Consider the following 17,723-nt stretch of genomic DNA (forward strand, 5'->3'; position numbering starts at 1 on the left):
ATCATAAAGGCCTAAGTATTGTATTACCACATTAAGTCATCTGGAATAACATATGCAGCATATGGATCTTCCTCATCAGTGGCTTGTTCGTTTTTCTCAGCATTATTAATCAAAATGAAGCCTTGCATTTTTTGATCAATTTTTTCACCTAAAGCTTTTGGAAGATAGGCGTATTGATCTTGATCTTTAGCAATAACTAGGCTACCTGCAACAAGTGCATTATAAACTTGCTGAGATAGATACACTTTTTTGATTTTATTTTCATCAATAAATTGATAAGCCACATCCCCTGCAAAATCAGTAATCTTGTGCTGCTTAATCATCTGAATGATTGATGCTTTAAGTGCTTTTTCTTCAAGCTGTTTCTGTTTTTCTAAATTTAAAGCCTGATCTTTAGCTAACTTTTCTTGTTGAGCTTTTTCAATATTTGCTTTGATTTCAGCCTCATTACTTAGTCCAAGACGCTGTTCGTGATGAGCTTGCTTTGTTAATTTTTTTGCTTTTTTATTATCAACTAAACCAGCTTTTAATAGCTGTGCTTGTAAGGCATTTTTAACCATGTCTTAGTCCTTGTGTGAAGTTGAAGTGCTATAGAGATAAACTACCCAGTAAGAAATACTTAAGGTTAAGCTTAAAGTTGCCGGCAATAAAAATGATTGTAGCTTTAAATATGGATGTACTGAAGCGGCAAGAATTCCACCCAGCAGAAAGCCGATAAAAATAAGTAGATGTAAAACAATACGTCGATTTTCTACAATTAAGCCTCTGGCTTTATACCCAAGTGCTAAACCAATATCAGTTAAAACACCTGATAGATGGGTAGTGCGGATGATTGTTCCTTTATAGTGGCTTACCATTGCATTTTGTAAACCCATTGCCGTACAAGCCCATAATAATCCATAGCGTGGAAAATAAGGAAGCAATAGCCAGCAAAGGAAAATGAATAAGGCAACAAGGCTCAAAGGTAAGCCATAACGACGACCTAGTCGAAAATGACTGCTACCTAAAATAAAACCACTATAAAATGAACCGCAAACATAGCAAATAATCACTAGAAGTAAAAAAATGATATGTTCGGGTTGCCACTCTACCAAACTCATAGCCAGCATACTAACGTTGCCAGTCATATGTGAAATCGATTGATGCAAAAGAGTAATTAACCCTAATACATTAATCATTCCGGCATTAAAAGCTAGTAAAAAGGCTCCAAGTTGGAACCAGTTTGGTAGACGTTGAAATGGCATTTTGTTTAAGACGTTTGCTTGGAGCGAATATCTACAGCTGCAGTAAATAATACATCTGTAGATGAGTTAAGGGCTGTTTCTGTAGAGTCTTGTAATACACTGATAATCATACCAACCGCTACAACTTGCATCGCAATTTCTGTTGAAATGCCAAATAGACTACAAGCTACAGGAATGAGTAGTAAAGAACCACCAGCAACACCAGAAGCACCACAAGCTGAAACAGTAGCAACAACTGATAAAATAACCATTGTTGCAAAATCAACATGAATGCCAAGAGTATGTACAGTAGCTAATGTAAGTACAGTAATCGTGACTGCCGCACCTGCCATATTTACTGTTGCGCCTAACGGAATAGACACACTAGCTGTCGATGGGTTAACCCCTAAACGCTCTGCTAAATCCAAGTTAACTGGAATGTTTGCTGCCGAACTTCGTGTGAAGAATGCAGTGATCCCACTTTCTTTTAAGCATTTAAAAACTAATGGATATGGATTACTACGAATAGTTAAACCTACTAAAATAGGGTTTACTACGAGGGCAACAAATAACATTGTTCCTAGTAACACCACTAATAAGTGTGCATAGCTCTCAAGTGTTGCAAGACCGGCATCGGCAAAAGTCACTGCAACTAATCCAAAAATACCAACTGGTGCAAAAGCAATTACTTTATGAATAATAGCACTTACAGCATGTGAAACATCTTGCATCACTTGTTTTGTTGTGTCTGAACTATGACGCATAGCTAAACCTAGTCCAATTGCCCAAGCTAAAATACCAATAAAGTTAGCTTCACTAATTGCTTGAACAGGGTTAGCAATAAAGCTTAAAAGCAAGTTTTTTAATATATCTGCGAGACTACCAGGCGCTTGTAAATCATTATGAGAAACCGTGTTGAGGTAAAGAGTACTTGGAAAAGATAAACTTGCAATAACAGCACTAAAAGCGGCTAGCAACATACCTATAACATACAGTAGTAAGACTGGGCGTAAATTTGCACTATGGCCTACTTGGAAGTTGGCAATAGAAGAAAGCACCAATACAAAAACTAAAATAGGGGCAACCGATTTTAAGGCTTTAATGAAAAGCTCACCAAATAAACTTAAGTAAGGCGTAATGTTCGGAAATAGTAATGCAACGCCTATCCCTAGAATAATGGCGATAATAATCTTAGTGACTAAGCTTAATCGAGAAAAGAATGCAAGCATATAAAGGCCTTATTAACCTAATCATGGCTAAAGGTTGAACAAGCGGAGTATTTTATACTTAAGTGATGTGAATCTTAAGCTTTTTTATAGCACCTATAAGTATTTATAATTAATGGTAATATTAAATAGTTGTTTTTATTGTGGTTAATTCTATGTTTTAAATTTTATAGTTGGTGATTTTGCTTGTTAATTGCTCATTAAAAAACTAGGTATATCAAAAAGCTGTAGAAGCATTGAATAGACTAAGGAAAAATAAATTGGCAAAAGGTTAAATATGGTGGAGCATTTGGAAAAGCTACGCGAATTTTCAAAACTTTGTGCTTGGATTGGACTCTAAGCTTTCAAGCTGAAAAATCGCATATTTCAGGAAATTACTACTATTATTATAAATTTATAATTTGAAGATATTATTTACTTGCACAGTACAGCTGATAAAGCGTGTTTAAAATCGAATGCATATTGTCATCCTTAATAGAATAAAAAATTTGCTTACCATCACGACGAGTTGAGACAACATCACTTTTACGTAACATCATCAGTTGTTGTGAAAGAGTGGGCTGGGTAATTTGGGTCTTCTCTTCTATTTGCGAGACATTTAACTCCTCATAAGCTAAGTGACATAAAATTAATAAACGATCTGTATTAGCCAAAGATTTGAGAATTCCAACGACTGAATCAGCCGCATTTTTCATTTCTTCAATTTGGAGTCCATCTTTCATACTTTATACCTATATCAATATAGCGGGCATAGTATAGATTGATCTTAAAGAAATGAATGTAGCAAAACTAATCAATCCAATTGTTTTTGTTGAAAAGCAATATAAGGGGAATTGATAAATAAGTAGTCTTTCCAATGAAAAACAACTGTTTGTATTTCTTTTGTGTCTAAAGTGTTGCATTGTGTTATAAGTGTAATTGTTAAGTATAAGTGAATCGAAGTCAACAGAAAATAAGTGTGATCTAATCCCTATAAATAGTTAAATCCAATTTATCTTCAAGTAAAACATAAAAAAAGATTGAGTTTTTATTTTTTAAATATATAATCTGTTCTGTACAGACAGGTCTGTATATTTTGGTTTGGTAAGGTCGAAAAAAACGTCTAATTTTGAACCAAAATCACTTTCAGACGCAGCGTGATACATAAGAAGAATCATTAAATATAAGAAGAAGAATATCACGCTTTATTTTTATGCAGCTCTTTCAAAATCGATTAATTTTTCTACTCGAGTCCAATAATCATTGATTTTTATTGAACCATGTTCGACCTGAGCCTGTATGGTCATACCTTCCAAAATATTAACGAGTAGTAAAGATAGGGGAACTGGATCTTTTACATCATATTGGTTAAGAAGATTTTGCATGAGTTGGGTCAACCAAGCTTTATACAAAGTGGCAGGTTGATGTGTTGAAGGATATTGTTTTAAAACCTCTTCCAAAGCTTTTTGAAACATACAGCCATTAAAATCTTCGCTATTAAACCAGTCCGAATACCATAAAAATACTGCTTTAATTCGCGCAAGAGGGTCTAACTCATCATGTTTTGATAAGGCAGAAGTAAGAGAATTTTGTAGAAGCGTATTTCGAAGAAGTAGACACTCTTCAATTAATTTTTCTTTTGATGGAAAATGCTTATAGAAAGTCATTTTTGCAACGCCAGATTCATTAATGATGCGATCTACACCTATAGAATTATAGCTATACGAGTTAAAAAGTCTTAATGCGGTGTTAATAATGTCATCTTTTTTCGACATATTTTAGCCTCTCACAAATGAATTGCTATTAGCTTGAACGGTGATCTTTATCAATGAGAATCTAGATAATTTAATTTTACAAGGTATTGTTTGTTATTGATAGAAAAAAGATATTATTTTTTTAAACGCTGAAGTTTTACTTTTAAGGGAATGGTAAAGAGTTTTAGGCTATATATTTAAATAATTATACTTCTGTTTTCAAAATCTTTTAACTTCAATATTTTTGCGATAAGTCGATTTTAAAATTAAAAAAATGGAAATTAATAAAAAAAATCTATTTTTGAGTTTGTGGGCCAATTTAAAAGTGGACTTTCCAATACTTTGAAAAGTCGACTTTTATTAAAGTTTCTTACTCTGAAGGAGGTAAAAGCATCAAAATAGATTCGTTGAGTAAGTACGCAACATTTTCAAGGATTTCAAGCTCATTAAATTCACTATCGAAAGCTAAGCTTTCTCCATCAGCAATAGCTTTTAATTTTGGTACAAAAGCTTCAGCTATACATAGCGCTTCGCCATTTCCCCAGAAGTTTAGAATTCCGTTATTTTCTGTATAAAGTAGGCGAGAGGCAGGTTCTAATAAAACTTCATAACCTTCATGTAAGATCTCTTGAAGATCATCGGCTTCGATCTCATCAGGTTCTGGGATATTATCTGGATATTTAGGTTCGCTCATATATGACATGATTGCGGCATCAAGTGCTGCAGAATCTTGCAACTGAGCTAAAACTAGGTCTTTTAGATAACTTAGTTCAGTTGAGTTAATTTCACCGATTTGACTCATTTGTTTGCGTGCGATATCTACAACAGGATTTTGAAGTAAAGTATTAGCTGAAAATTGATCGCTAATACGTTCCATCATTCCTGCAACGTTTGGCATGCGAAAGCCAAATGAGAATGTTAAGCAGTCATCTTCGGCAACCCCGTAATGTGCCATTCCAGGTGGAACATATAGTAAATCACCTGGTGCTAAAACCTCATCAAATTGCACATCTATTTCTGGCAAAAGTTTTAATGGTTGATTGGGTACAAATGCAGTATTTACATCGCACATTTGACCTAACTGCCAGCGACGATGACCATGCCCCTGAACTAGAAACACATCATAGAAATCGAAATGCTTCCCAACTGAACCACCTTTAGGCGCATAAGACACCATAATATCGTCGCGGCGCCATTGAGGAATAAAAGGAAATTTTTTCCAAAGTTCAGAAAGATCAAAAGAGTAGTGATCCACTGCCTGTACTAAAATCGACCATAATTTTGGTAGCTTTTGAAAATCACCTTTGGTTAAAGGTGAAGATTTTACGTGCCATTCGTTTGGATTTTTATCTTTTTGGCGAATCAGTCTGGCACTTGCATGTTCTTCCAAGGCAAGTTCTTGCACATCTTCGGGTTGTAAAAGACCTACAATCTCTGGCAATCCGTTACGCACCAGTAAAGGTTTTTTCTGCCAATACTCTGCTAAAAATTGCTCGGCAGTAATACCGCCTAAAACTGCTAAAGGTTCTGTCATGGAAATAACCTATTTATAAAATATCTAGAATTAAGGAATTTGTAGATCAAGTTGCCTCAAAATATGGCAAAGTTGAATCATAGGAAGACCCATAAGTGTGGTCTGGTCTTGGCCTATCATTTTTTCAAACAAGCTAATTCCTAAACTTTCGCACTTAAAGCTACCTGCGCAATGTAGTGGCTGATCTAATAAAACGTAACGTTCAATTTCAGCTTGATTCAGGTTTCGAAATTTAACTTGATAATGTTCAACGAGCGTTTGTTCAAAGTTTCTATCGAGCCATTGCACGCTAAGCGCTGTACTAAAAAAAACAGTTCGACCAGAATTCTCGGCTAGTTGTGCTTTAGCATTTTCACTAGTCATCGGTTTGCCAATAAAGTCATGCGGGGCATGTTCTCGCCAAGCAACTTGATCTGAACCAATAACGATAGCTGATGGGTTCTGTTCAGCAATCACTTGAGCTTTTGTGAAAGCGAGCCGTTTTGCAAGTTCATCGGCATGGGTTTCATCGCGAGGATTTTCATCAATATCTGGACTAACACAGATATAATTAATTCCAAGACGGTCCATTAAGTCTCTGCGAGTTTGACTACTCGATGCCAAAATAATTTGTGGCTGAACCATTACACTGCAAATTCCATTAATACATCTAAAGGTACATAGCTTAATACGGCTTGATGACATGCATGTATTTTAATAGGAGGTGCTTCACCAGCTTGATAAGCCTCTACCCAGCGAGTTACGCAGATACACCAGAAATCACCCGGTTTTAAGCCAGGGAAGCCTACTTCTGGTAAAGGAGTAATAAGATCATTCCCAATTTTCTGAGAAAAATTTAAGAAATCAGAGGTCATTTGCGCACATACGGTGTGTTGACCAAGATCTGTTACTGCGGTGTGGCAGAAACCATTTCTAAAATAGCCTGTAATAGGGTCAAAGCAACAACTTGCTAAAGGTTCACCTAAAACATTTAAGCGATTGATTTGTGGATCTGGATGAATAGACATAATGGGTGAAATATCAAATAACTACCTCTATCATAATCAAAACTGGGGCTTTCTACAGCTTTTATGCAAAAAAACTAACCTTTTTTGATGTAATCATTTAAAATTGGCGCGTTTTAAAATCATAAAGAGAGCTTTACATGAATTTTCAGCGTATGACTGACCTTAACTTAACAGGCAAACGTGTCCTTATTCGTGAAGATTTAAACGTTCCTGTCAAAAATGGTGTGATTACTAGTGATGCTCGCTTACGTGCAGCATTACCAACGATTAAAGCTGCTTTAGATAAAGGCGCAGCAGTGATGGTATGTTCACATCTAGGTCGTCCTGTTGAAGGTGAACCAAAGCCAGAACAATCACTTGCACCAGTCGCTGCTTATTTAACAGAAGTATTGGGCCAAGAAGTTAAATTATTAACAGATTATTTAGAAGGCGTTGAAGTTGAAGCTGGTCAAGTTGTATTACTTGAGAATGTACGCTTTAACCATGGCGAAAAGAAAAATAATCCAGAGCTCGCTCAAAAATATGCTGCACTATGTGACGTATTTGTTATGGATGCATTTGGTACTGCTCATCGTGCAGAAGCATCTACTGAAGGTGTAGCTCGTTTCGCTCCAGTTGCTGCTGCTGGTCCTTTGTTGGCTGCCGAGCTGGATGCTCTAGGCCGTGCAATGCAAACTCCTGAAAAACCAATGGTTGCAATTGTTGCTGGTTCTAAAGTTTCAACTAAACTCGATGTTTTAAACTCACTTTCTAGTATCTGTGATCAACTTATTGTTGGTGGCGGTATTGCAAATACATTCTTAGCAGCTGCTGGTTTTAACGTTGGTAAATCATTATACGAAGCTGACTTGGTTGAAACTGCAAAACAAATCGCTGCGAAAGTAAGTGTTCCACTTCCTACAGATGTTGTAGTTGCTGATGCATCGCAAATTAATTTTGAAGATTTCTTAGGTTCTTTAGGAGCAGCTCAAGCTGTTGTGAAGAAAGTAGAAGATGTGACTGCAAATGATATGATTTTAGACGTTGGTCCAGAAACTGCTAAAGCATTCGCTAATATTTTAACAACATCAAAAACGATCCTTTGGAATGGTCCAGTAGGCGTATTTGAGGTAGATCAATTTGGTGAAGGTACTAAAGCGCTTTCTCTTGCTGTTGCTCAGTCTGAAGGATTCTCAATCGCTGGTGGTGGAGATACATTAGCTGCGATTGATAAATATAACGTTGCTGACCAAATTGGTTATATTTCTACAGGTGGTGGTGCATTCCTTGAATTTGTTGAAGGTAAAACATTACCAGCAGTTGCTGTTTTACTTGAACGTGCTTAATACTGTTATATAGAAATGAGAAGGGATTGGGCAACCAATCCCTTTTTCATTGATAAGTCATGAAACTGTCATATATCTGAAATAAAATAATGAGCATTAAATCACCAACTGTGGACAATAGTGATGAATTTAAAGCTTACACTTGCTGCTGTATTAATTGTGCCGATGATGTTAACTGCTTGTGCTAAAAAAGATGAAGCATCTCAAGCGGGCCAAGAATCAGCTGCATCTGCTGCTGTTTCTGAAAAAGTAACGCCTGAGCAACAAGCAGCAATTGATGCGATTGATAAGCCAGTACTAGATGAAAAGAATACAGATGTGGTTGAAGGTAGTGCGCCAAGTGAGGCTGCTGCTTCAGAAACACATTAATTTGTTGTTTTTTGTTAAAAAATCCCTGCAAATGCAGGGATTTTTTTTGAAATACTGTGATTTGTTGCTGAATTGAAATAAATGACAGGGTAGAATAAGCCGCACTACCTGGGAGGATATTATGGCACTCATTTCAATGCGCCAGCTCTTGGATCACGCTGCTGAACATAACTACGGCGTACCAGCATTTAACGTAAATAACTTAGAACAAATGCGTGCAATTATGCTTGCCGCGGATGCAACCAATTCACCTGTAATTGTTCAAGCATCAGCTGGAGCTCGCAAATATGCAGGCGCTCCATTCTTACGCCATCTTATTTTGGCTGCAATTGAAGAATGGCCGCATATTCCAGTGGTAATGCATCAAGACCATGGAACAAGCCCTGATATCTGTCAGCGTTCAATTCAGCTTGGCTTTAGCTCAGTAATGATGGACGGTTCATTAGGTACAGATGGTAAAACTCCTACTTCTTACGAATACAACGTTGATGTAACTCGTAATGTTGTTGCTTTAGCGCATGCGTGCGGTGTTTCTGTCGAAGGTGAGATTGGCTGTTTAGGTAGCCTTGAAACTGGTATGGCTGGCGAAGAAGACGGTGTTGGTGCTGAAGGTGTCCTTGATCACTCACAACTTCTTACTTCAGTTGAAGAAGCGACTCAGTTTGTTGCCGATACTAATGTAGATGCATTGGCGATTGCTGTAGGTACTTCACATGGTGCTTACAAATTCACTCGTCCACCTACAGGCGATATCTTGGCGATTGACCGTATTAAAGAAATTCATGCGGCGTTACCAAATACCCATCTTGTTATGCATGGCTCAAGTTCTGTGCCGCAAGAGTGGTTGAAAGTAATCAATGAGTTTGGCGGTGATATTAAAGAGACTTATGGTGTACCTGTTGAACAGCTTGTAGAAGCAATCAAACACGGTGTACGTAAGATTAATATCGATACAGACTTGCGTTTAGCATCTACTGGTGCAATTCGTCAGTTTATGGCTGAAAACCCATCTGAGTTCGATCCACGTAAATACTTTGCTAAAACTGTAGATTCAATGAAGCAAATTTGTATTGATCGTTATGAAGCGTTTGGTACAGCTGGTAATGCTGACAAGATCCGTCCAATTTCTTTAGAGAAAATGGTTGATCGTTATAAATAATTCCCGCTCGGGTTTAATTTATAGAAACCGGTTATTTATATAACCGGTTTTTTATTAGGTAAATTTCATTCATAAAAAAACCTGTGATAAACACAGGTTTTGATAAAGAGAAAAAGACTTACTTTTGTAAGTTCTTTTTGTCTAGACTTGGGTCTTTGATTTCTACATAGGCATTTGCACGCACTTCACGCAACCAGCTGTCAATCTCGGTGTTAAATTGGCGTTCACCTAAAATTTGACGTGCCATACGTTCTTGATATTCGTGTGTCATATCTTTTTCACGTTTCTCAGTCACTTGTAAGATATGCCAGCCGAATTGAGTTTGGAAAGGTTCGCTGATTTCACCTACAGGAATTTCCTGCATTTTTTTGTCAAATTCAGGCACCATCATTCCAGGGGTTACCCAACCTAGACTTCCGCCATCACGCGCTGAACCTGTGTCGTTAGAATAAGTCGCTGCAAGTGTTGCAAAATCTGCACCAGCTTTTAAGCGTTTATAGATGTTATCAATAATTTGCTTGGCATTCTCAAGAGTAACTACTTCAGATGGCTGAATGAGAATGTGGCGAGTTTGAAATTGAGGTACTAAAGCTTTTTGCTCATTTTGTTTGCGTTCAAGAAGCTTTAAAACATGTACACCATCACGTACTGAAACTAAGTCAGTCGTTTGACCATCTTGTAATGGTGTAATACGAGCAGCAAGTTCAGCAGGAATATCAGACAGTGGGCGGAAACCCATGTCAGCACCTTCAACTTTTACATTTGCAGTTGAAAGTTTTTTCAAAGCATTTATATCATTACTTTGTGCAAGCTTTGAACGTACTTCTTGAGCTACAGATTGAACTTCCTGTGCATTGTCACCAGAAATGCGCATATGAATTACATGTGCTTGATTACCTAGCGCAGCTTGTCCCTGAGGCGATTTTAAGAAGTTTTCTACATCTTGATCACTAATTTTAATACGGGACATCACTTGTTGTTGGCGCAAACGGCTAATTGCTAAATCTTCAGCGATTCGATTGCGCAAACTTTCATAAGTTCCTGGAGCCATAGCATCTAATTTTTGCTGGAAAGCTTCTAAACTTTTAGAGCCAGATTGACTTGCTACTTTAAGTACAGCTTCATTTAAGCTCTTTTCATCAGGTTTAATGCCATATTTTTTAACTTGTTCAAGTTGAGCTTGACGCAGAATTAACTGATCCAATACCTGAAACTGTAAATATTGTTGAGGTGGCACTTCTTTCTTTTGAGCTTGCAGTTCATGAGCTGCTTCAGCCATACCTTGTTGAAGATCGCTTTTTAAAATTACGCTATTGTCCACAATTGCCACAACTTCATCAGCGGGTTGGGCAAAACTATGCATTGATGAAGAGATTAGGGCAGCAAGGGTAGTTGCTTTAAAAAACTGTTTAAGATGCTTTGTCTTCATTAACGTTGTGTCCAAGATTGATTAATTTTGTTAAAACCTAAAACGCGATTTTCAAGTAAAGACGCGAGTTTATTGTTTAAACCACCTAAACCTTTTAGTGTAATTTCGGCCATGATCGCCCGCTTTTCACTAACATCTGGAGATTTTGGATCGTCAAGATCGTTATAGTATGAACGGCCATAGACAGAAATACCCCAGCAACATGACTCATAGTTAACTCCTAGCAAGAGTTCACGGGCAACATCATTGTCCATGTCATATTGTACGTGGCCCATAATACGCCAATTATCTTTAATTGGTTGTATAAACGATGCAACAACTTGGTCATAAGTATCTTGACGACCGGTAATTTCTTTACGATAGAAATAGCCTAAGTTGTATAAATTTCCTTTATCACCAGTATAGTAAAGTTGGAAGTCACGTTGAGCATTGTCGCCATTCGACATCCATGCTGAGTTGGCAGCAATGGTAAAGTTTTGATTAAGCTGGCTTGATAGGCTTACAACAGGACCAGTGTTACGCTCGGTATCAAATTCATCTTGCTGTTTTAATGTGACACGACGATCTTCGAAATAGTAACTTTGACCAACACTTGCACGTAAGCGTTCTAAGCCTACTGTATCAAAGAGGCTATAACTTACACCCAATGATAAGAAGTTGTTGTCTTCAAGACGATCATGTCCATAAAAACGATATGGGTTAAATAGCTGATCATAACTAATTGATGCACTTGTCGAATCAAAGTTAGGGTAGCCATCTTGATTTTTGTAAGGCGCGTACGCATAGAAAGCGCGTGGTGTAAGTGTTTGTAAATACTTACCTTCACGTTCAAAGTTCAGTCCAGTATCCAGTGTAAATTGAGGCACAACAACTGATTTATTTTCCGAACCGCCATCTAGATTTTGAGAAGCGATACTGTCCTTATCATAAAACGTTTGAATAGAGCGTACTGAAACTTCAGGAATCACAAAAGCTGCTGGTGTGCGGTAGTTATAACGTGTTGCGAACTGGTTATAAATACGTGTACCACTACTTTCCTGAGCTGAATCATCATTAATTGATTTCTTAAAGTAAGCAGTATCGTTATTAAATTCGTATTGTAAGCCTAATGGATTACCCGTGACGTAATTTAATAAAAACTGTGGTAAACGTGCATAAGGTTTATCTACGTCTAGAACTTCTGGATCAAGCGTCTGGAAATCTTCGACTTTAAGCTGGGCTTTTAAACCCGGAATACCATGTTGATAGTTAAGTTCCCAAGCTCTACGTAAGTTAAGATCTGTTTTAGAGTTAGGACTGCTATCTAAGTCAGAGAAATAATCTTTATCTGATGCATAGTTATATTCGAGGTTAGTAGACCATTGATCATTGATATCCCAATTATGTAAAAAATGGAAATCTTTACGATCTTTGTCATCATAACCTTTGTCAGATGGCAAGATGCCACCCCACATTTCACCAGCACCAAAGCCATCGGTTAAATATCTAAACTCACCTTTTAGCATTGCACCACGGTCTGCTAAATATCGCGGAGTAAGTGTCAGATCGTAGTTAGGTGCAAGGTTTAAATAAACCGGAACTGAAAGCTCAACACCACCATCGTTTGAGAAACCAAATTGTGGGTTGAGGATACCTGTAGTACGGCGGTCATCAATCGGGAAGTTAAAATAGGGAACAGCTAGAACAGGAACGTCCTTAACATATAATTTTGTTCCACGAGTTACGCCGCGTCCAGTTTCCTGATTTAACTCAATTTTATTGGCTTGGATTTTCCAACCGGGTTTTTGGCCTGGTGGGCAAGTCGTATAGGTTGCATCATTAAGAACCATAACGTTTGGTGAGGTTCTTTCGATTTTTCCTGCGTGACCATGAGCATGTTGCTGTTCAGAAATATAAAAACTATTGTCTAAATTCCCGGTTTGGGTTTTTAGGTTGTAATTAATTTCATCACTCTGTGAAAGTAACCCGCCTTGAGCTAACTGTACTCGACCTTGTGCATGCGCAAAGGTTTGGGTCTTATCAATCGTTACTTTGTCAGCACGAACTGTGCGTCCTTCCTGATCAATAACGACATCACCTTCTAAAACAGAATCACCCGCTGGATTGTAATGTCCGTAGTTAGCCGTAACGACAGAAGTCGCTTTGTCGGCATCTAAAGCTTTGGTCTCAGGGTTAATCGGTGTAACCCATGTGCCTTGGCAAAATGCCGAGCTTAAATATTTATTGTCACGAAGCTGAGCTTCAGGTGCAGATTTATCAACATAATATTGCTGAAAGAATTCTTGACCTGGGTAAGCTTCCTTGATGCTCGCTTTAAGTTGATTATTGTCTATATTGGAGACAACATCAGTTGACTCAGCATAACTTGATTGTATGGAGCCACATAAGAGCGTAAAAATAGCTGTCGCTAAAGGATTAAATTTAAACTGATGCTTCATTGTCTCATTAACCAAGTATGCTAATTCACAATTAATTATTGTCGCATCATAGAGAAAAAGTTTATAAGTGGCTACACTTAACCCTTCAAAAATCTCAGCTTGTTTTAGATTTTATTGCAAATGAATACACAACGTGAACAATTGATATATACATGGCTTACATCTGTTCTTGAAAATGATCAATTTAAGATCGCTTTTTTGGCAGGTGATGCAAGCTTCCGCCGTTATGCGCGTATCGAGTTACAAAATAAAACGTATATGCTCATGGACGCCCCTCCAGAAAAAGAAGACAGTGTTCCGTTTGTGACCATTGACGAGTTTTTTGCGAGCCATGGCGTACGTGTGCCTCAGATCGTTGCGAAGGATCTGGCTCAAGGTTTTCTATTGTTAGAGGACTTTGGTGATGTGCTTTTGTCGACATTATTAACTAATGAAACTGTTGATAAATACTACGAACAAAGTTTTAAACAGCTTATTCAATTGCAGTCTATTGACGGGACTAATCAGTTCCCAGCTTATTCTTACGAAAAATTAATGTTGGAAATGCAGCTACTCACAGACTGGATGTTACCGTCGCTTTCTATCCAGCCGACTGCTGAACAGAAAAAAACGATTGATAATGCATTTGATTTCTTGGCTCATGCTGCATTAGCCCAACCTCAAGTTATTGTACATCGAGATTTTCATAGTCGAAATTTGATGAAAATTACCGATGAGCAAGAGTTAGGGGTAATCGACTTCCAAGATGCTGTTATTGGTGCTGATACATATGACCTAATTTCGATTACTCGTGATGCATATGTTCAATGGAACGCTGATCGTGTTTATCAATGGTTTAAAGTGTTTTATGACCTGTTGCCAGCGTCGACTAAACAAAACCGTAGCTTTGATCAATTTAAACGTGATGCAGATTTAATGGCGATTCAACGCCATATTAAAATTCTAGGTATTTTTGTTCGCTTGTTTGAACGTGATGGGAAGTCGGGTTATTTGAAGGATTTACCACGTGTCATGTGGTATTTACTTGAAGAAAGCCGTGGTTACGCTGAGCTTGAAGAGTTTATGGTATTTATGAATAACATCGTGATGCCTAAATTTATCGAGAAATATGGTAGCTATGAGGTGGCAGCATAATGAAAGCAATGATTCTTGCTGCTGGCTTGGGCAATCGTATGCGTCCACTTACGCTATATACACCAAAGCCTCTGCTTGAGGTGGGTGGTAAACCGCTTATTGTGTGGCATATTGAAAAACTTAAGAAAATTGGTGTGACTGAAATAGTCATCAATTCTGCATGGTTGGCCGATAAACTCATCAGTAGTTTGGGCGATGGCTCTCAATTTGGTGTGGATATCCGTTGGACACGAGAGGAAGAAGGTCTGGAAACAGCTGGTGGAATTATTAATGCTTTACCACTGCTTGGAACAGATCCGTTTATTCTGGTGAACGGAGATGTATGGACCACAATGGATTTTGAATCTCTACGCCATATTAAGCTAAATGATGATTTGGCACATCTTGTGTTGGTTGATAATCCGAAACAACATCCTGAAGGCGACTTTACATTATTGGATGGACGCGCTTTTGCATTCGATCAAGACGTGAAGGGTGAGAATCTTACTTTTAGTGGTGTATCTGTTATTCATCCTAAGCTTTTTGATGGATTGGAAGCTGGTAAACGTCCTTTAGCCCCACTGTTAAAGCAAGCGATGCACAATCAAAAAATATCTGGTGAAAAGCTTAAAGGTGCATGGGTAGATGTGGGGACTCCAGAGCGTTTAATGGAGCTAGATTTGCAAATTCGTGAGGGCTTCTACGATTAAGTGTGTAATCCCTAATCGTTAACTAGTGTTCCACGATGCATAAATGGGTATACTTTGTTTTAAATTTTACCTAGATGTTATCTGTTTATGCATCCATTTTTTCAAGAGTTACAACAGGGTAGTCAAAAATTAGGCTTATCGCTTAGCGATGAAGCTTTGACATTATTGTTGAAGTATCAAGATGCTTTGGTACTTTGGAACAAAGCTTATAATCTAACAGCAATTCGTGATCCGAAAGAAATGTTAGTGAAGCATTTGTTAGATAGCCTAAGTATTTTGAAAGATTTGCCAGCAGGCCGTTTGCTCGATGTAGGTACAGGTGGTGGTATGCCGGGCATGATCATTGCTTTATGTCAGCCTGAACGCTCTTGTGTATTGCTTGATTCAAACGGTAAGAAAATTCGTTTTTTGAAACAGTTTATTGCTGACCTTAAGCTTAAAAACGTAGTAGCTGTGCAAACACGCGTTGAAAATCAAGATACAATTGATGAGCTTGGTCAATTTGATGTGATTACAAGCCGTGCATTTGCATCATTAACTGATTTTGTTGATGCTGCGCGTCCATATTTGCATGAGCAGAGTATAATTGCTGCAATGAAAGGACTGATTCCAGTTGAAGAAATGGAAGAGCTTAAGCAGGAATTTTCATGTAAAGTGATTGAATTGCATGTACCAAGACTTGATGAACAACGTCATTTACTTTTACTTCAACGTATTTAAATAAAAAGTATTAGGGTTACCATGGCTCAAATTATTGCGATTGCAAACCAAAAGGGTGGTGTTGGTAAAACAACGACTGCAGTAAATCTTGCAGCGTCTCTGGCTGTATTAAAGAAACGTGTATTACTTGTAGATATGGATTCACAGGGTAATGCTACGATGGGGTCTGGTATTCAAAAGAATGATCTTTTGTATTCAATTACAGATGTTCTACTTGGCGAAGTACCAATTGAAACAGCAATTCAAAAAGCAGAAGTTGGATATAAGGTTTTAGGTTCTAATCGTGAACTTTCAGGCGTTGAGCTTGCTATTGCAGAGCAAGAGGGTCGTGAATTCATTTTAAAGAATGCTTTGAATGAAATTAGAAACTCATTTGACTATATCATTGTGGATTGTGCTCCAAGCTTAAGTTTGATTACTGTAAATGCTTTAGCAGCAGTGGATAGCGTAATTATTCCCATGCAGTGTGAATATTATGCATTAGAAGGTTTGGCTGATTTAACCCAGACCATTGATCGTATTCAAAAAGCATTAAATCCTGATTTAGAAATCATTGGTGTATTACGTACAATGTACGATGCACGAAATGCTTTAACACGTGATGTATCTGCTGAGTTAGAACAGTATTTCGGTAAAAAGCTTTATGATACTGTCGTTCCACGTAATGTTCGTTTGGCTGAAGCTCCAGCACATGGTTTGCCTGTTATTTATTTTGAGAAAAGTTCCAAAGGTGCAGTTGCATATTTAAATCTTGCAGCTGAGATGTTGAAGAAAAGTAAAGTGAAGAAAGGAAGTAAAGTATGAGCATCAAAAAACGCGGATTGGCTAAAGGACGTGGTTTGGATGCATTACTTGGTTCAATTCAAAAAGAAAAATTACAACTGGAAGCACAGGCACTTGACCACGGTCAGTTGAAGCAAATTGATGTAAATTTATTGAAACGTGGTGAATATCAACCACGTCGCTTTATTCATGAGCATGATTTGCAAGAGTTAGCATCTTCTATTGAAAAACATGGAGTGATGCAACCTATTGTAATTCGTCCAGTTGATGATGACGCACATCCATACGAAATCATTGCTGGTGAACGACGCTGGCGTGCAGCACAACTTGCGGGTTTAACTGAAATTCCTGCAATTGTTCGTGATTTAAATGATCAGGTTGCTATTGCACTGGCGCTTATTGAGAATATTCAGCGTCAAGATTTAAATCCGATTGATCAGGCTATAGCCTTGCAGCGTTTTCATGATGAATTCGGTTTGAGCCATCAAGAAATTGCTGACACAGTAGGGAAAGCACGTACAACAGTAAGTAATTTACTTCGTTTGTTGAGTTTGGCGGATGAAATTAAAGATTTCATGCAGCAAGGCCAGCTTGATATGGGGCATGCTCGAGCTATCTTGACATTAAAGGGTAAAGATCAATTAGACGTTGCTAAAATCGTAATTGAAAAAGGACTGTCTGTTCGTCAAACAGAGCAATTGGTGCGTGATAGAAGTGAGCCTAAACAGGAGAAGGAAAAAACACCTGTAGCACCAGATATTGAGCAATTGACGCAAAAACTATCAGAGCGTTTTGGCGCTAATGTAAAAATCGATCATAATCAAAAAGGTAAGGGTAAGCTTGTTATTCATTACCATACCTTAGATGAGTTAGATGGTATCTTAAACATTTGTTTACCTGATTAATTTGTATTTGGGTCATATATTTCTAATTTTATATTCTTGGGGAAGAAGA

Annotated in this window: 18 protein-coding genes; 8 read left to right on the forward strand and 10 right to left on the reverse strand. The window is 37.7% G+C overall.

The genetic code is table 11. The features are described from left to right. Positions 1–23: 23 nt before the first annotated feature. The 8 genes from ACXM0J_RS07650 to ACXM0J_RS07685 form a co-directional block, all read right to left on the reverse strand. On the reverse strand, positions 24–560 hold the full coding sequence (locus ACXM0J_RS07650; RefSeq protein WP_002121466.1) for a DUF2058 domain-containing protein: 537 nt from the start codon (positions 558–560) through the stop codon (positions 24–26). Positions 561–563: 3 nt separating this feature from the next. After that, positions 564–1,244 (reverse strand): YoaK family protein, encoded by a 681-nt coding sequence (locus ACXM0J_RS07655; RefSeq protein WP_086264547.1) that lies wholly within the window; start codon positions 1,242–1,244, stop codon positions 564–566. Between the two features lie 5 nt (positions 1,245–1,249). Beyond that, positions 1,250–2,452, reverse strand: a complete 1,203-nt coding sequence (sstT, locus tag ACXM0J_RS07660; protein ID WP_086264548.1) for a serine/threonine transporter SstT — start codon at positions 2,450–2,452, stop codon at positions 1,250–1,252. Between the two features lie 407 nt (positions 2,453–2,859). Then, positions 2,860–3,171: an ArsR/SmtB family transcription factor gene (locus tag ACXM0J_RS07665; protein WP_086264549.1), complete on the reverse strand. Its 312-nt coding sequence runs from the start codon at positions 3,169–3,171 to the stop codon at positions 2,860–2,862. Between the two features lie 468 nt (positions 3,172–3,639). Then, a complete protein-coding gene (locus ACXM0J_RS07670; RefSeq protein WP_086264550.1) occupies positions 3,640–4,203 on the reverse strand; it encodes a TetR/AcrR family transcriptional regulator in 564 nt (187 codons plus the stop codon). Positions 4,204–4,552: 349 nt separating this feature from the next. Beyond that, the gene (locus tag ACXM0J_RS07675) at positions 4,553–5,716 is read right to left on the reverse strand and encodes a ribosomal protein uL16 3-hydroxylase (RefSeq protein WP_086264551.1); all 1,164 of its coding nucleotides are present in this window, start codon (positions 5,714–5,716) and stop codon (positions 4,553–4,555) included. 30 nt (positions 5,717–5,746) lie between these two features. After that, complete coding sequence (locus tag ACXM0J_RS07680) at positions 5,747–6,340, reverse strand: Maf family protein (RefSeq protein WP_086264552.1); 594 nt, start codon at positions 6,338–6,340, stop codon at positions 5,747–5,749. Beyond that, entirely contained in the window at positions 6,340–6,723 is a 384-nt protein-coding gene (locus tag ACXM0J_RS07685; protein WP_002121396.1) for a DUF2237 family protein, read from the reverse strand. The genes ACXM0J_RS07680 and ACXM0J_RS07685 overlap by 1 nt, the downstream gene beginning before the upstream one ends. A gap of 137 nt (positions 6,724–6,860) precedes the next feature. On the opposite strand from ACXM0J_RS07685, the gene ACXM0J_RS07690 reads away from it, so the two are divergent. The 3 genes from ACXM0J_RS07690 to fba all read left to right on the forward strand — a co-directional run bounded on the left by ACXM0J_RS07690 (position 6,861) and on the right by fba (position 9,576). After that, a complete protein-coding gene (locus tag ACXM0J_RS07690) occupies positions 6,861–8,048 on the forward strand; it encodes a phosphoglycerate kinase (RefSeq protein WP_017399490.1) in 1,188 nt (395 codons plus the stop codon). 123 nt (positions 8,049–8,171) lie between these two features. Beyond that, positions 8,172–8,417 (forward strand): hypothetical protein, encoded by a 246-nt coding sequence (locus ACXM0J_RS07695; RefSeq protein WP_086264553.1) that lies wholly within the window; start codon positions 8,172–8,174, stop codon positions 8,415–8,417. A gap of 121 nt (positions 8,418–8,538) precedes the next feature. Beyond that, positions 8,539–9,576 carry a class II fructose-bisphosphate aldolase gene (gene fba / locus ACXM0J_RS07700; protein WP_016145083.1) on the forward strand — a complete coding sequence of 346 codons (1,038 nt, stop codon included), beginning with the start codon at positions 8,539–8,541 and terminating at the stop codon, positions 9,574–9,576. A gap of 118 nt (positions 9,577–9,694) precedes the next feature. On the opposite strand, the gene ACXM0J_RS07705 is transcribed toward fba, so the two are convergent. Next, positions 9,695–11,005, reverse strand: a complete 1,311-nt coding sequence (locus tag ACXM0J_RS07705) for a peptidylprolyl isomerase (protein WP_086264554.1) — start codon at positions 11,003–11,005, stop codon at positions 9,695–9,697. After that, on the reverse strand, positions 11,005–13,443 hold the full coding sequence (locus ACXM0J_RS07710; RefSeq protein WP_086264555.1) for an LPS-assembly protein LptD: 2,439 nt from the start codon (positions 13,441–13,443) through the stop codon (positions 11,005–11,007). Before ACXM0J_RS07710 ends, ACXM0J_RS07705 begins: the two co-directional genes overlap by 1 nt. Positions 13,444–13,563: 120 nt before the next feature. Here ACXM0J_RS07710 and ACXM0J_RS07715 point away from each other — a divergent pair, with 120 nt between their 5' ends. The 5 genes from ACXM0J_RS07715 to ACXM0J_RS07735 all read left to right on the forward strand — a co-directional run bounded on the left by ACXM0J_RS07715 (position 13,564) and on the right by ACXM0J_RS07735 (position 17,674). Beyond that, entirely contained in the window at positions 13,564–14,577 is a 1,014-nt protein-coding gene (locus ACXM0J_RS07715) for an aminoglycoside phosphotransferase family protein (RefSeq protein WP_086264556.1), read from the forward strand. Next, positions 14,577–15,266, forward strand: coding sequence for an N-acetylmuramate alpha-1-phosphate uridylyltransferase MurU (murU, locus tag ACXM0J_RS07720; protein ID WP_032007249.1), 690 nt, complete (start codon positions 14,577–14,579; stop codon positions 15,264–15,266). Before ACXM0J_RS07715 ends, murU begins: the two co-directional genes overlap by 1 nt. Positions 15,267–15,353: 87 nt before the next feature. Continuing rightward, the gene (gene rsmG / locus ACXM0J_RS07725) at positions 15,354–15,986 is read left to right on the forward strand and encodes a 16S rRNA (guanine(527)-N(7))-methyltransferase RsmG (protein ID WP_032007248.1); all 633 of its coding nucleotides are present in this window, start codon (positions 15,354–15,356) and stop codon (positions 15,984–15,986) included. A gap of 21 nt (positions 15,987–16,007) precedes the next feature. Beyond that, complete coding sequence (locus ACXM0J_RS07730; protein WP_032007247.1) at positions 16,008–16,790, forward strand: ParA family protein; 783 nt, start codon at positions 16,008–16,010, stop codon at positions 16,788–16,790. After that, on the forward strand, positions 16,787–17,674 hold the full coding sequence (locus ACXM0J_RS07735; protein ID WP_063098712.1) for a ParB/RepB/Spo0J family partition protein: 888 nt from the start codon (positions 16,787–16,789) through the stop codon (positions 17,672–17,674). Before ACXM0J_RS07730 ends, ACXM0J_RS07735 begins: the two co-directional genes overlap by 4 nt. Positions 17,675–17,723 lie beyond the last annotated feature (49 nt).

The sequence above is a fragment of the Acinetobacter sp. GRABPA_MV_2 genome (assembly GCF_056725885.1).